This is a genomic window from Paenibacillus rigui, from assembly GCF_002234615.1.
GTDB classification, from domain to species: domain Bacteria; phylum Bacillota; class Bacilli; order Paenibacillales; family NBRC-103111; genus Paenibacillus_S; species Paenibacillus_S rigui.
The window spans coordinates 103970-118649 of record NZ_NMQW01000020.1; the positions used below are offsets into that span (position 1 = coordinate 103970).

Here is a 14680-nt window from a genome sequence, read left to right on the forward strand (position 1 = left end):
TTGCAGAGGCTGGGTTCAGATGAAGAGGGAACAGGAAAAAGGCTGCCTTGCAGCCTTTTTTAAACAGAAGGAGTATGGAGTAGAAGGGAAGGGAGGAGAGAAAACGTCCAGCTGGAAGCTCGTATTCTAGACCACTGTAAAAGTCTTCATCCCTTTTCTCCCCCCCCACACAAACCTATAGGTATAGGGCTCACCCAATGGCGCCGCGAGGTGTTTTTTTGTTAATATTAATAAATGTTAATAGCATTAACTACTTGATTGATACAGGAGTGCTTGTGCGATACCAACGAAATACTCCGATTCCCGTCGGATATGATTCAGTACCGTGATGGCTGTAGGATTGCTTTTCAGCGCAGGACTGGACGCAGCCAGGTGATCGAGCAACTTTATGAATTGTTCGCTCTGCTTTAAAGCATACTGAACCAGATTCATGATTTGCTGATAAACCTCCGGGCTAACATGGTCCATCCGGGATACCGTTTCAATATATCGAACAAATAGCGCCTGCGTTTGCGACAATACTTGTTCCCATTCTTTCAACGATTGAACGAAAGGCTCCTCCAGATTCGGAACCAGTGCCCGGATCACATCGGTATGCTCCGCTTCTTGATGCTTCCAAAATTCCCCTTCATCCAATATGCGCAGCGGCATTTTATCTCCGTAAAAATATTGCAAGTCAAATCACCTCCATCTCCCACAATTCCGGTCCATGTAGTTTATGTGCGGCCCGTTGTTTTATGACGATTGCATAGTTTGAATAATTTAATGTATACATAACAATTATTATGTCTACAAATAAAACTCTGGTGTTGGATGCATATTTTCTCTTAACTCTATCACCCTTGTGTGTAAACTATCATAAATTATAAAGATTGCAAAAAGGAGGTGGATGAGATGATAGATTCAACGTCACGTTACTTGCATAAGCTTCAAAGCCGTTGCAAGAGATGGTCAATAAAGTGGCTGCTGCACCGTTATTTGATGGAGATCATAACCGTGGTCACTAGTGGCGGTATGGTCGTCGGCACCTTAGTTGCCATTGGTTCCGATTATATTGAATTGCTCGAACCGAACGGGGATCGGGTCCTGGTGCCGCTGGACAGTCTGGAATCATTTTCATAGAGGGAAGGAGGCTATTCGTATGAGATTCGCAAAAAAATGCGCCCAATTCATAGGAGACCATGTCGAAATATTCAGTGGCAATCATTTTATTGAAGGGCAGCTGGTCGGGGCGAACAGCAGTGTGTTATTCGTTAAAACCGAATCGACAGGCTATGCTCCAGAACCGCAAATCGCTCATGTCGTGAGCACCAAGATAGGCTATATTCGAATATTGTCCGAATAAATCCGAGGTGTTGTAAGGGTTAGCTGCGTTGAAGCCGAAAAAGCAGCCATTCCCTCCATGATCGGTAGTTCTCTTTGTTTCGTTGCGATGTGCTTTGGACTCGGTACCGGCGGTGGTATAAAGAGGCACCGGCGTGCACAGCGGCGGAGTGAGGATTATCATGGATCAGACGTGCGAGCATTTGAATATCTTCATAGAATCGCCCTTCCAGCGGATCGTCCGTCCACCATCCACCGATATGCCGTAAAGCTTCGGTACGATAACAACGGGGGGCGACAGGCAGCCCTTTCACCACGAATTCCGGCCAGTCGGACAAGGTGTGAGCAGCATGCACCGTTCCTTTGTAGTGCAAATCTTGTACTCTTGACCTGGAAGGCGAAGTCCACAGCTCATAATCTCCATAGAGGATGGATGCATCGGGATGGAGTGCGATTTGCTGCCGCAACAGCTCCAAGCAATTCGAAGGCAGCCAATCGTCGGCATCCAGCTCGACCAGCCATGCTCCGCGGGCAAGGGTTAAAGCCTGGTTCAGCCGCACTGCCTTGCCTTTATTTCCGCTGCCGGGGATGAGCTGGATGCGGGGATCCTTTGCGAAAGGGTACAATTGAGACGCGCGCAGGGGAGGAGTTGAGCCGTCATCAAGAAGGAGAAGCTCCCAGTTAAGCTCTGTTTGCGACAGCAGACTTCGTAATGCCCAAGGGATATATTCGGCATCATTATAACAGCACATGACGATGGAGAAGAGTGGCTCAGTTGAAGCAGGTAGAGCTGGTGCCTGCAAGGGGAGAGCTGCTGCCTTTACTAACGGTTGAATGTGTCTATATACAGATGCCGGCCCACGAGCAGCATGAACAAGCTCTGGAGAACTGGCTTCGCTTGTATCCGAATAACTAAACCTGCGCCCGGACTGTCTCAGTAATGCCCAACGGGTAGGGGAAAAAGCAGACAGCTGCTCATATTTATCCTCCAGCACATAGCTTTCAAATGGCAGCAGGCCTGTATCGGCAAATCCAGCCGTCCATCCGCTGCGGAGTACAGCTTCGCGGTTCCATAGGAGCGGGATTCGGAGTAGAGGCTTATAGCTCGGTGGAGAGGGATGAATGAGCTCGAACAGAACGCCTGTTCTGTCGCTAAGGAGCATGGCCGCTATTCGGTCCAGCTGTTCCAGTAAAGCAGCGGACGGTTGGATTCTATTACGGGATAGGGTGGCCGGTGGAAATACACAAAAATACGTATCCTGCAGACCGTCCAAATAAGCATTTATTTGTTTTGCATAATCGTTCGTGATTTCAATCACGTGCCAGCCTTCCTGCTTAAGACGGAGTGAGGCTGTTGGTTGATGCGATCCTAATATAAATGCGTGCATCAGGCTTCATGCCCCCTTGCGCAATCATTAAGTTGCTGTATTACAGCTTATGTCTCATTTACAGGAAGAGGAAGCAAAAGGGGCTGGTTCAGGTCAGCTAGATACGAAGCTCCTTAATCAGTGGACGAAAGGATGAGACGCTTGATTATCATTTACCCTCCCACGATTGATTGGGGATGGATGAAGCAGCGTCCCCAACAATTGATGACCCGTTTGGCGAGAAACGGCCATACGGTTTTTTTCTGCAATCCGACGCGGGCGGACCGGCCGATCGAGCGGATCGAGCCCAATTTATATGTAGTTCATCAATACGAGCAGTGGCTGGCCGGCCCTTGGCCGGAGTACCGCAGGAACGCAGGAAGCCATACCAAGGTTGTGGTGTGGTGCTCCTTCCCGAAGCTGGCAGCAAGTCTGCAGGCCTGCAAGCCTGATTTTATCGTATACGATTGTGTCGATGAATTTGCGCAGTGGCAGCTTTATGAGCCCATGATGTTGCGGCTGGCAGATGCTGTTGTTTGTGCGTCCGAACGTTTGTTCTATCGCATGAAAAGAAGCTGCCCGGATCAGAAAATCCACCTCATTCGGAACGCCTATGATACCGATATGGGACTTCATGTAGAGGCGGCTGTGAAAAATAAGTATGGCTTGCCAGGCATGGCTCCGCTGCCTCCCGACTTGCCGGAAAACGGTCTGAAGCGTATCGGCTATATAGGTGCGTGGGCACCATGGGTCGATGATGCGCTGCTCCGAAAACTAGCTGATGCCATCCCCGAGGCGGAGCTTATTATCATTGGCCCCTCCTTCGGGAAGCCTTATCCTCGCCATGTCAATAACGGACGCCTCCGCTTTCTCGGACTGAAGTATCATGGGGAATTGCCTTCCTATCTCGAGCATTTGTCCGTGCTGCTGCTGCCGTTCCGGATCGAGCCGATCACTTTAAGCACGAATCCGGTAAAGCTGTACGAATATCTTGCGACAGGCAAGCCGGTCGTGTCGACGGCGCTTCCCGAAGCTATGCAGCTCGTTCCGGAAGTCGATGTTGCACTAACCCATCAGGCTTTCATCACGAAAGTACTTCACAGATTACGGGATCCGGGCAGCCGTTCTTCCCGAAGAGCGCTCGCACTCCAGCATACTTGGGAGCACCGGGCTTCTCAGGTGGAAATCGTGCTCGAACAACTGCAATTGTCTGATAGAAGCTAAGAATTGACAGGAAAATTGTGAAAATCCTAGGAACAACAAATAAGGCAGTTCATCAACACTGAAAAACGTTGAGGGACTGCCTTCGTTATGCTCTTCATATACGATGCCGAAGCTTGCGTTCAATGTCTTCTTTTAATTGATGGAGAGAATGGCGGCTTGCGTGTTCCATCGCTTTGACTCGGTGGGCAACACTGCGCATCTCCGCCGGACCTTGCTTGATGAAACGAGCCAGTCCTTGCCGGATGATGTCTTCGGAAGAGCCCGCATCACAGTAATTGGCTTCAAGTCCGAATTGAGCGAGCAAATGGTACACCTTGCTCATCTTGCTGATGCAAAAGACCGGAACACCCCCGCGAATTGCCGCGATAGCCGGATGCAGCTTGAAGGTTATTAAATAATCTACGGACTGAATGAAGCTGTACACAAGCTCCAGCTCATATTCCGGATGCGGCGCGTCCACATGGGCTTGGGGCTGCAGCTCAATAATCCGGGCTTGAAGCTTCTTGCAAGCACTCATATCGGAATAAGGATTGTTCGAATGATTCAATACGGGAATCAGCAGGATACGGTACCCTTGCGAGGCGTAATCGGCTAGAATCGAAGCCATGATGTCGAAAGGAAAATCTTTATAGGTGTGAATACATACGCCCAGGGTCTTTTTCCCGGAAACGCGCTGGATCGGATATTTCGGCTCCTCATAAGCAAATACCATATCGGGAACGGTTGCGATCTTGGAGTGGAGCTGGAGTCTCCGGCAAATTTCAGTGGAGTTCTCATCCCGGGAATACAGCATTTGGGCGTGAGCCATCCAACTGCGGTGTTTGGCGATTTCGGCCTCCGGCCAAGTAGCTTCCGGATAATTATCAACAACGCCTACACCGTAAATCCATGCAGGATGCTGAAGCAGTCGTGGGGGGAAATAGTTCGAATTATAGTGATATGGAATGATAAGGTCGCCTCCGCCAACAATGACGGCATCGATTTGACTGGCATCCACACGTGACGAATGGGGAAATACTTGATGTTTATGAAATACCTGCTGCAATGTCTTGAGGAATAACTCATCTCCAAAATTGCCCATGCCATAATACCCGCATACACCAATGTTCATCCTATGTCATCCTTTCCGTTTCCTAATCTCTGATGTCGTGATCACAGTCAGCTTGGGGTTCGTTAAACGTACCAAACCGTTGGAGCCGCTCAAATGAATGGACATATTTCCTTCGCTCTTTCGGCCAAAAGCGGGAATCAGCTCCGTAATATCTAACGATACGGTCTCATTGATTTGCTGCCGGTCCAGACGAAACGTGTGAACTATTTGACTTGGCGGTTGGTTTGCAAACGTTAACCGGTTTAACGCCCATGTCTCCTTCACGATAGATAAGGTGACCTCCGCATGCGGCAGACTGCTGCTATATCCGTCGAACTCCAGATACATTCGCCCGATATCCTCCGGAAGCGCCTCAGCCGGAGGCTTCAGCATGCACTGATATTGCCCGGCTTCCAGCTTGCCGACCAATACAGGGTCATTTTTTAAATTCAGCTCAGGGTAATAAGAGTTCATCGTACAATGTTGAAGCTCGAAGGAGGTGCTGTAAGGTATGGATACAGGCAGCGACTGGATTTCCGGGGCTTGGGGGGAAGCGGGGGAAAAGCTCTTGATGTGCGCATTCAGCGTCCTTGCTATCACTTCATATCGGGCCTGCCAGCTGAATTGCCGGGCAAACGAGCTGCGGCTTGCTTTGTATGCATGCAGACGATCCTTGGCGTTCTCCGTTAATGCTTCCCGAATGGACGCAACGAACGCTTCCGGCGTACCGGTGGTTTTGACGTGAGGCAGCAGCTTTTGCAGCTCCGGCAGCAGGGTGGACACGACAGGCTTGCCAGCCGCTAGAAATTCGTACACTTTAATCGGGTTCGTACTGACAGTAATACGGTTCAGCCGGAATGGGATGATACACACATCGAAGTACGACAAAATGTAGGGCAGCTCCTCATAGTCCTTATAGCCCAGCAGGTGTACGTTCGGGCCGAGCGGTCCCGTATCCTCCCGAAGAAGGGGGCCTACAATAACGATTTGCGCGTCAGGCATATGCTTGGCCGTATAACGGATCCATTCCTCATCCACCCAAGGGGCCCAGGCGCCAATATAGCCAAGCTTCGGTCCTTTGGTTGGAGGCAAATCGTACAATCGTTGAGCTCGACAGTAGGTGGAGAGTGCAACAGGGGCGAAATGCTCCCAATCACATCCATTCGGCACTGATACGACCGGCTTATCCTTAACAAGCTGCCGCATTTTCGTAAATAAATGATCCGCGGTGCAAAAAATAACGTCTGCTTTACCTGCCAAGCTCTGCTCTTCCTGTTCCCATTCCGGGAAATCATCTACACAATCATATACGATATAATCCGCCTGTACTTGCGCGGCAAAGGCAATTTTACGACTCCACGTAGACCATAACAGTTTTTTGTGCCCGGCGCTAACTTGAGGGTATAACTGATGCTGGAAATAGGCCGCATGGCGAATGACAAATACATGGGGTGCGGTTTCTTCCAGGACCGGCCCCTCCGTGTTATGCTTATCATAATAGTAGACCGTATGACCGTGCTTACCGAATTGCTCCATCAGCTGCTGCGGTCTTTGCTTCATATAATTCCAGTTAATTGTTGGAGGGTAGATAACAATACACATAGCGATTTCTCCTTCCTTTCTATTATTATTAAATAGGATTAACAATTTAATATATTAATATTTAGATAGATTGGTGAGGGTGATAATGGTATAATTATGTTTTGGCGTGAAAACGATAGTATAGAGATGTTCAATTACAGGAGGCAGGATGGGCGTGCAGCGTTATCCCTTTGCATATGAACCGAAGCAATCCTTTGTTCAGCAGGTAAGCGATTGGGTTGCAGATGTATTTTATGAGATTTTACCCGAGTCGGGGTTCGAGGTTCGTGATGAACAGATTTATATGGCTTTTCAGCTGGAGCGGGCTTATGCCGACAAGCAGACCATTTTTGCCGAGGCCGGTGTCGGTACGGGGAAAACCTTGGTCTATCTGCTGTATGCGATTTGCTATGCGAGGTATACCCGTAAACCAGCCATTATTGCCTGTGCGGATGAGTCTTTAATCGAGCAGCTGGTCAAGCCGGAGGGCGATGTAGCGAAGCTTGCGCGGCATTTGGGACTTACCATTGACGCCAGACTAGGCAAATCTCCGGACCAATATTTGTGCTTGAACAAGCTGGAGGCGTCCCGTATTCAAGAGGATGATTCGGATTTATTTCAGGACATCTATGCCGAGCTGCCCGGGTTCGTGAATTTACCGGAAGCACTACAGTCATTCTATCCTTACGGGGACCGGCGCCAATATGCGCATCTGAACGATGAGCAGTGGAGCAAGGTGAGCTGGGATTCATTCCAGGATTGCCTGGTATGCGACAAGCGGCATCGCTGCGGACAGACCTTGTCGAGAGATCATTACCGCAAATCAGCGGATCTCATCATTTGCTCCCATGACTTTTATATGGAGCATGTATGGACCTATGAGGCGCGAAAGCGTGAAGGACAGCTGCCTTTGCTGCCGGAGCACAGCTCCGTTGTTTTTGACGAAGGGCACTTGCTGGAAGCTGCCGCGCAGAAGGCTTTGACCTACAAGCTGAAGCATGACGTGTTCGAATCTATTATGACGCGATTACTCCAAGGCGAAATTCGTGAAAAGCTGGCTGTCCTGATCGAGGAAGTGATAGAGCAGAGTGACCTGCTATTCCTGCTGCTGGAACGGCACAGCCGCTCGGTTCCAGGCTCGAATCGGAAAGAGATCCATCATCATGAGGAGCTGCTTCATGCCGTCCTCCGGTTTAAGGCTATCTTAGCTTCGATTGAAGAGGAGCTCGTATTCGAGAGCGGGCTGCACACACTGGATGAGTACCAGCTGCGTATTGTTGAAGAGCATATCGAGATGATTCAGCTCGCGTTAGGTATTTTTATGCAATCGAGCCAGGTTGTGTCGTGGGTGCTGGAGGAAGCGGATGGGATCATGCTGGTCATTATGCCGCGTAAAGTGAAAGAATTGCTTTCCGAACGTGTGTTCTCTCAGCGGATGCCTATCGTATTCTCCTCAGCTACGTTAGCGGTTCATGGCTCATTTGATTATATTGCAGATAATTTAGGCATCCTGTCGTATTTATCGTTCTCCGTTGCTTCCCCCTATGACTATGCGAATCAGATGCAGGTTGTGGTTCCCCATCAGGCTTCAGCAGACCATGATTTCGCGGGAAAAATGGATGCGGCTCTGCGCTTATTGCGTGCGACGGAGGGGAGCGCACTCTTATTGTTCCCTTCCCGGGAAGAGATGCTTCGTTTCCGGCAAGCGGCCGCTATCCATCCGGCCTATGCAGGTATGCGGATGGAATATGAAGGGGATCGGGAAATCAGTCATCTGATCTCCTCGTTTCAGAACGATGTACAGAGCATTCTGTGTGCTTATACCTTATGGGAAGGGTTGGATGTACCAGGCCCTGCTTTGATGAACGTGATTATCTGGTCGCTGCCTTTCCCGCCGAACGACCCTGTGTTCTCAGCCATGCGCCAGGATGCGGAGCATCCATTCGAGCAGGTGGATTTACCGTATATGCTGCTGCGGCTGCGGCAGGGGATGGGGCGGCTTATTCGGTCTAAGGATGACAGCGGGATTGTTGCCATTCTGGACTCGCGTGTGCATACTCATGACACGATTCGCAGTAAAGTGAAAGAGGTACTTCCGGCCGATGTCGTCTGGAAGCAGTCGATCGAGGAGCTTGATCCGATTGTGACTTAACTGAACGTACAAAAAAAGGACTTGAAGGGTTTGGCCAATAAGGGGCCGAGCCATTCGAAGTCCTTTTTTTCTCATCGTCGTTATCTCTGCTCGCGGCGCAGTCTGGAGTCGAGAACGAATGTGCCGAACGGGAGCAGCGAAGCCACAACAGCCGCGAGCACCCGGAGAATGGACCAACGATGTACGATTGTCACATGCGCTACGGCGAGCAGGTACAGGACGAACAAAAATCCATGCAGCGATCCGACCCATTTGACCATCTGGGGGAGGTCGGCATAATATTTGAGCGGCATGGCGATGAGAAGAAGCACGAGGAAGGAAATCCCTTCATAAATACCGATAGCACGCAAGCGGCCTATAGGCGTTCTGAACATGGTGAGGAACACATCCTTTTTATAATGGCAATCTCTACTATATTATATAGGAAAATAAAGCTTCGAACAGGCTCTGTCGAAATCGTTCAGAAACTATTCAAACTTCGCCAAAAAAATTGCACTAAATCAATATTTAATGCAATTTGTGTTATAATCGTCAAATGAACAAGGATACAATCAGTTGGACGTCTAGGAAAGACACAGGAGGACGAGCAAGCATGTCTAAACATACGATGCAGGGTACAGAGATGAAGCATCTGGTTCAGGATACATACGAGAAGGAACTGGACTTGTTTATGATTTCCATGAAGACCAGTGGGATGACTGCTTCTACACAGCAGGCTTACCGGGACGATGTACAAAGCTTTTTGGCAACCGTCCATCCGAAAAAGGTGGAAATGATCGCTAGGCCGGATATTTTAAAGCATATCGCCGAAATGATGCAGAGAGGCGTCGGCGACCGGGCGCGCAACAGGTCCTTGGCTGCGATCCGGGCTTTTTACCGTGCGCTGATCGACATGCAGCTGCTGGATCGCAATCCCGCTTCCGAGGTTAAGAAATCCAAGGAAGAAAAAAACCGGATTCCCGTGTATTTGGAGGAATCGGAGCTGGAGCAATATATTCATGAAACGGATGGCAAGTACTATCATCGCAACCTGGCTATCCTGATGCTGATGGGCTATGCCGGGCTGAGGGTCGGCGAAGTGCATAGGTTGAATGTGGAGGATATTCATATGAACGGCCATTTGAATGTGCTGGGGAAGGGGCGCAAGTGGAGGGTCATCCCGCTTCAGGAGGAATTGCTGGAAGTGGTAAAGCAGGTAATGGAGCAGCGTATTTCTCCAAAGTCGAATAAAGAGAAGGCTCTATTCGTATCCCAATTCGGTCGAAGGCTATCCCGCCGCATGATTCAGCATATTGCCAATCGGACCTTTGATAAAATGAAGCGAAACGCCCCGGACATGGCAATCCGCAAATTTTCCAGCCATAAGCTTCGCCATTCGTTCGGCACGAACCAGATCCGGAACGGGACGGATTTACGCACGCTCCAGGAGCTGCTTGGGCATAAAAGCATTGAAACGACGCAGATTTATACGCATGTTTCGAATAAACAGCTCATTGAAGCGATGGGTCGCGTGAAGATTCCGATTCAAAGGCAAGTATAGAGACCGTAAATTCTATTAATGTGGATAATAATTAATAAGATTAATTATAAAATCCTGATTTCGGGACGATACGGGTGCGCGAAATGCCATTCGTGTCGTTTTTTGTCTCGGACAAATGACCTGTTTTCGACATGATAGATTAAGAGAATATGCCCTGTTTTCGTTAGAGGATTCCTGATATATTGATTGGGAGCCATTCCCATCCAGTAGATCGAAACAAGAGGTGACTCCATGAAAGCAAGCATGATGCTTCTCTTCCTTCTTATTCTCGTGGTATCCGGCCTTCCGGGGCTCCCATCCCTGCAAGCTCACGCGGCAGAAACGAGACAGGCCCGGGTTTTGGCATCTTCATTGACAATTCGCTCCGATGCCAATCTGAATTCCCCCGTACTGGGCTCCTTGAAAAGGAACACCATTGTATCGGCTTCCGAAGAATCGTATGGGTGGGTCAAAATTGCATCTGGCCGCACGACGGGTTGGGTGGCCGGTCATTATTTAGAAACATTAGGTACAGACACTGATACTCAGGACCGTCAGGCGCCCCTTCAGACAGACAAGAAGTCTGCGGACAAGCCAGCCAAGTCAGCCGCCTCCAAATCCGAAAGGCCTCTCGCAGGAAAAGTGATCGTCATTGATCCGGGGCACGGAGGATCGGACACCGGGGGGATCGGCAAAAAATATGGAACTTACGAGAAAACCGTCAATTTAGCCACTTCGCGTTATGTCATGGATAAACTAAAGGAGGAGGGAGCTCAAGTGATCTTAACCCGAATCGATGATCGTACCAATCTTGAGCTATCTACCCGGGTAAGGATAAGCGAATCCCAAAAGGCTGATGCCTTTGTAAGTATTCACTACAATGCTTCTCCAAAGCCTGTGAGCGGGACGTTGACCTTTTTTTATTCCAAGAGCAAGGATATGGGGCTAGCTTATAAAATTGAAGCGCAGCTTCGGAAAAATCTGGACTTAAAAAGCAACGGAATCTCGTACGGGGATTACCATGTGCTTCGCGAGAATAATAGACCTTCCGTCTTGGTAGAATTGGGGTTTTTGACGAATGCGAGAGACGAATCATTGATTCGTACCGCAAATTATCAGATGAAAGCTGCCGCGGCTATCGTGGATGGACTCAAAGATTATTTTAAAGATTAAGCCGGTGTACATAGCGTCAACAAAAATCCTTCTTCTGTTCTCCTAAGGGAACCGGAGGAAGGATTTTTTGCCATTTTAGACAAAGGTCGCTTATGGATTGGCTTCCGCCGGTTAACGATGGGTTTCTTCCTTATGTCGATAGTGACACATATCACTGTCTGCGCTTACGGATTATGGTGAAATGAATACATAACCACAAGCTTGATTTATAAGGGACACAGCTGAACGACAGAAACCAGAAAGGAAGGGATTTATATGATGTCCGGTCTGATTTTGGCAGGGGGACGAAACCGGGGGATGAATGGGGTTCATAAAGCCTTTCTTGTTCTTGACCATGTCACGTTCATCGAACGGCAAATCAGTGAGATGAGAAAATGCTGCAGCGATATAACTATCGTTACGAATGACCCGATGCCTTTTTTGAAAGCGGTAGATCGCGCAGTACGGGTCATTACGGACTATTTCCCCGGAGGCGGAGCGCTTAGCGGTATGCATGCAGGTCTGACATTAGCAAAGCAAACAAATGTGTGGGTTGCTGATTGCGGCATGCCCTTTATATCAGCCAAAGCCGCGAAGCTGCTGTTGGATAGCAAGAAGGAAGGCTTGGATGCGGTCATTCCTTGGATAGAGGAGAGGGCTCATCCGCTACACGGTGTATACGATCGGAGCTGCGCGGCGGTCATTGGAAGCATGGTGGAGCAGGGTAAAGCCAGCTTCCCGGCCTTGTTGGAGCAATTGTCGTGGGTGAAGCTCCCGGAATCGGTCTTTGAGGAAAAAGGCATCGATAGCCGGTTTGTCAAGGCAATCAAAACAAAGGAGGACTATGAGGCGCTGCTCGCCTGGCATGAATCGTTGAAAATGAATTATATGAACGGCATGTAGTGTGATGTGGATCATAGCAGCTGGCTTGTGAAAAAGGTAACATGTGCTTGTGGAACCAATATATGCTTATCAACCACTTTCTGGAGGTGCTTACCTATGGTTATGAAAGAATCGGATATTCGGAACAAGCCGGAGGTCACAGATGCCTGGCGTACATTTAAACCGGGTGCCTGGCAGAAACGAATCGACTTGAACTCATTTATTGAGCGTAATATTTCTCCGTATGAAGGGAATGAAGCTTTCCTGGCGGGACCAACGGAAGCGACGAAGGAGCTTTGGCAGCAGGTGAGCGCATTGCTTCGCGAAGAGAGAGAGAAAGGCGGCGTTCTAGATGTTGATGTAAACTCGGTGTCCACTATTAATTCTCATGGTCCCGGATACATCGATGCATCGAAGGAAGCCATTTTCGGATTGCAGACGGATGCGCCTTTGAAACGCTCCATTCAACCGTTCGGCGGAATCCGAATGGCCGTTGATGCTTGCGAGGCTTACGGCTACAAGCTGCCACCCGACATGGAGCGGCTGTTTACGGAAATCCGCAAAACACATAACCAAGGTGTGTTTGACGCTTACACCACTGAAATGCGGTTAGCCCGTAAGGCCGGTATTATTACCGGACTTCCCGATGCTTATGGCCGCGGGCGGATTATCGGGGACTACCGGCGGGTTGCTCTTTACGGAGTTAACCGTTTAATAGCGGATAAAAAGCGGGATCTTCTTCAGCTTGAAGTGGATTCCATGACCGAAGAGGTGATTCGCGCACGCGAGGAAGCCTCGGAGCAAATCCGCAGTCTCGAGGAATTGAAACGGATGGCGTTATCGTACGGCTTTGATCTATCCGAACCGGCCGTCAATGCAAAGCAGGCGGTTCAATGGCTGTACTTCGCTTACCTCGCGGCGATCAAAGAGCAGAACGGCGCGGCGATGAGCTTGGGACGCGTTTCAAGCTTCCTAGATATTTATATTGAGCGTGACTTGGCTGAAGGAACCTTAACGGAGTCTGAAGCACAGGAAATTATTGACCACTTTGTGATGAAGCTGCGGATCGTGAAGTTTTTGCGGACACCGGATTACAACGAGCTGTTCAGCGGAGATCCGACATGGGTGACGGAATCGGTCGGCGGTATGGGATTGAATGGACAAACACGCGTTACGCGCAGCTCCATGCGGTTCCTGCATACGCTATACAACCTCGGTCCGGCACCGGAGCCGAATTTAACGATTCTTTGGTCTACGGCGCTGCCGGAGCCGTTCAAGAAATATTGTGCAAAGGTGTCCATTGAAACCAGCTCGATTCAATACGAGAACGACGATTTGATGCGTCCTTACTTCGGTGATGATTACGGCATTGCCTGCTGCGTATCCGCGATGCGGATCGGAAAGCAGATGCAATTTTTCGGTGCCCGGGCCAACCTGGCCAAGGCCTTGTTATATGCGATTAACGGAGGCGTGGATGAGAAGCTGGGCATTCAGGTGGGGCCTCAGCTATCTCCGATCACTTCAGAGGTGCTGGATTATGCCGAGGTGAAGGGGAAATTCGAGCAAGTCCAGGATTGGCTCGCGCGTCTCTACATGAACACCCTCAACGTCATTCATTATATGCATGATAAATACAGCTACGAGCGTATCGAGATGGCATTGCATGACCGCGACATTTTGCGTACGATGGCTTGCGGTATCGCCGGTTTGTCCGTCGTTGCCGATAGCTTGAGCGCCATTAAATACGCGAAAGTACGCCCGATCCGCAATGCGAAAGGGATTGCCGTCGACTTCGAGATCGAAGGAGAATACCCGCAGTACGGCAACAACGATGACCTTGTCGATAGCTTGGCAGTGGAGCTTGCGGAATCGTTCATGAACAAGCTGCGCAAGCACAAAGCCTACCGGGGAGCGCTGCCGACGATGTCGGTTCTGACCATCACGTCCAATGTGGTCTACGGCAAAAAAACCGGCAGTACGCCGGACGGCCGTAAAGCCGGGGAGCCCTTCGCACCGGGAGCCAATCCGATGCACGGCAGAGACCGCAAAGGCGCACTTGCATCGCTCGCATCGGTAGCGAAAATTCCATACGAGCACAGTCTGGATGGGATCTCCAACACCTTTACGATGGTTCCGAAGGCGCTGGGCAAAGAACAGCAGGTAAGAATCAACAACCTCGTTTCCTTGCTGGACGGCTACTCGGTGAGCGGAGGACATCATCTGAACGTCAATGTGTTCGAGCGGGAGCAGTTGCTGGATGCAATGGAGCATCCGGAAAACTATCCTCAGCTGACGATTCGTGTATCGGGTTACGCTGTCAACTTTATCAAATTGACCCGGGAACAGCAGCTTGATGTGATCAACCGCACGTTCCACGGAGCCATCTAGAC

The 14680-nt window shown here is 49.7% G+C and carries 13 protein-coding genes; 8 read left to right on the forward strand and 5 right to left on the reverse strand.

Annotated features, from left to right (window positions below):
* Positions 1–246 precede the first annotated feature (246 nt).
* The gene (locus CF651_RS14700; protein WP_094015621.1) at positions 247–675 is read right to left on the reverse strand and encodes a DUF2935 domain-containing protein; all 429 of its coding nucleotides are present in this window, start codon (positions 673–675) and stop codon (positions 247–249) included.
* A 219-nt stretch (positions 676–894) separates the two neighbouring features.
* On the opposite strand from CF651_RS14700, the gene CF651_RS14705 reads away from it, so the two are divergent.
* Positions 895–1122 (forward strand): hypothetical protein, encoded by a 228-nt coding sequence (locus CF651_RS14705; RefSeq protein ID WP_094015622.1) that lies wholly within the window; start codon positions 895–897, stop codon positions 1120–1122.
* Between the two features lie 19 nt (positions 1123–1141).
* Positions 1142–1345 (forward strand): hypothetical protein, encoded by a 204-nt coding sequence (locus tag CF651_RS14710; RefSeq protein ID WP_094015623.1) that lies wholly within the window; start codon positions 1142–1144, stop codon positions 1343–1345.
* A 19-nt stretch (positions 1346–1364) separates the two neighbouring features.
* Here CF651_RS14710 and CF651_RS14715 read toward each other — a convergent pair whose 3' ends face one another.
* Complete coding sequence (locus CF651_RS14715) at positions 1365–2711, reverse strand: glycosyltransferase family 2 protein (RefSeq protein ID WP_094015624.1); 1347 nt, start codon at positions 2709–2711, stop codon at positions 1365–1367.
* A gap of 141 nt (positions 2712–2852) precedes the next feature.
* Here CF651_RS14715 and CF651_RS14720 point away from each other — a divergent pair, with 141 nt between their 5' ends.
* Entirely contained in the window at positions 2853–3914 is a 1062-nt protein-coding gene (locus tag CF651_RS14720) for a glycosyltransferase (protein ID WP_094015625.1), read from the forward strand.
* A gap of 94 nt (positions 3915–4008) precedes the next feature.
* Here the strand turns inward: CF651_RS14720 and CF651_RS14725 are convergent, their stop codons facing one another.
* Together CF651_RS14725 and CF651_RS14730 are read right to left on the reverse strand one after the other, a co-directional pair.
* The gene (locus CF651_RS14725; RefSeq protein WP_094015626.1) at positions 4009–5025 is read right to left on the reverse strand and encodes a polysaccharide pyruvyl transferase family protein; all 1017 of its coding nucleotides are present in this window, start codon (positions 5023–5025) and stop codon (positions 4009–4011) included.
* 6 nt (positions 5026–5031) lie between these two features.
* On the reverse strand, positions 5032–6606 hold the full coding sequence (locus tag CF651_RS14730; RefSeq protein ID WP_094015627.1) for a glycosyltransferase: 1575 nt from the start codon (positions 6604–6606) through the stop codon (positions 5032–5034).
* Between the two features lie 154 nt (positions 6607–6760).
* On the opposite strand from CF651_RS14730, the gene CF651_RS14735 reads away from it, so the two are divergent.
* Positions 6761–8737, forward strand: coding sequence for an ATP-dependent DNA helicase (locus tag CF651_RS14735; protein WP_094015657.1), 1977 nt, complete (start codon positions 6761–6763; stop codon positions 8735–8737).
* Positions 8738–8817: 80 nt separating this feature from the next.
* Here the strand turns inward: CF651_RS14735 and CF651_RS14740 are convergent, their stop codons facing one another.
* Positions 8818–9111, reverse strand: coding sequence for a DUF3817 domain-containing protein (locus tag CF651_RS14740; protein ID WP_094015628.1), 294 nt, complete (start codon positions 9109–9111; stop codon positions 8818–8820).
* A 218-nt stretch (positions 9112–9329) separates the two neighbouring features.
* On the opposite strand from CF651_RS14740, the gene CF651_RS14745 reads away from it, so the two are divergent.
* The 4 genes from CF651_RS14745 to pflB all read left to right on the forward strand — a co-directional run bounded on the left by CF651_RS14745 (position 9330) and on the right by pflB (position 14678).
* Positions 9330–10277 (forward strand): tyrosine-type recombinase/integrase, encoded by a 948-nt coding sequence (locus CF651_RS14745; protein WP_245855914.1) that lies wholly within the window; start codon positions 9330–9332, stop codon positions 10275–10277.
* 231 nt (positions 10278–10508) lie between these two features.
* Positions 10509–11429 (forward strand): N-acetylmuramoyl-L-alanine amidase family protein, encoded by a 921-nt coding sequence (locus CF651_RS14755; RefSeq protein WP_094015630.1) that lies wholly within the window; start codon positions 10509–10511, stop codon positions 11427–11429.
* A 255-nt stretch (positions 11430–11684) separates the two neighbouring features.
* Complete coding sequence (mobA, locus tag CF651_RS14760) at positions 11685–12311, forward strand: molybdenum cofactor guanylyltransferase (RefSeq protein ID WP_094015631.1); 627 nt, start codon at positions 11685–11687, stop codon at positions 12309–12311.
* A gap of 96 nt (positions 12312–12407) precedes the next feature.
* Positions 12408–14678 carry a formate C-acetyltransferase gene (pflB, locus tag CF651_RS14765; protein WP_094015632.1) on the forward strand — a complete coding sequence of 757 codons (2271 nt, stop codon included), beginning with the start codon at positions 12408–12410 and terminating at the stop codon, positions 14676–14678.
* Positions 14679–14680 lie beyond the last annotated feature (2 nt).

Bases quoted from the DNA above. Each gene is read 5' to 3' on its own strand.
- CF651_RS14705 (WP_094015622.1), top strand. From the start codon at position 895: ATGATAGATTCAACGTCACGTTACTTGCATAAGCTTCAAAGCCGTTGC.
- CF651_RS14745 (WP_245855914.1), top strand. From the start codon at position 9,330: ATGTCTAAACATACGATGCAGGGTACAGAGATGAAGCATCTGGTTCAG.
- CF651_RS14715 (WP_094015624.1), bottom strand. From the start codon at position 2,711: ATGCACGCATTTATATTAGGATCGCATCAACCAACAGCCTCACTCCGT.
- mobA (WP_094015631.1), top strand. From the start codon at position 11,685: ATGATGTCCGGTCTGATTTTGGCAGGGGGACGAAACCGGGGGATGAAT.
- CF651_RS14725 (WP_094015626.1), bottom strand. From the start codon at position 5,025: ATGAACATTGGTGTATGCGGGTATTATGGCATGGGCAATTTTGGAGAT.
- CF651_RS14740 (WP_094015628.1), bottom strand. From the start codon at position 9,111: ATGTTCAGAACGCCTATAGGCCGCTTGCGTGCTATCGGTATTTATGAA.
- pflB (WP_094015632.1), top strand. From the start codon at position 12,408: ATGGTTATGAAAGAATCGGATATTCGGAACAAGCCGGAGGTCACAGAT.
- CF651_RS14755 (WP_094015630.1), top strand. From the start codon at position 10,509: ATGAAAGCAAGCATGATGCTTCTCTTCCTTCTTATTCTCGTGGTATCC.
- CF651_RS14710 (WP_094015623.1), top strand. From the start codon at position 1,142: ATGAGATTCGCAAAAAAATGCGCCCAATTCATAGGAGACCATGTCGAA.
- CF651_RS14730 (WP_094015627.1), bottom strand. From the start codon at position 6,606: ATGTGTATTGTTATCTACCCTCCAACAATTAACTGGAATTATATGAAG.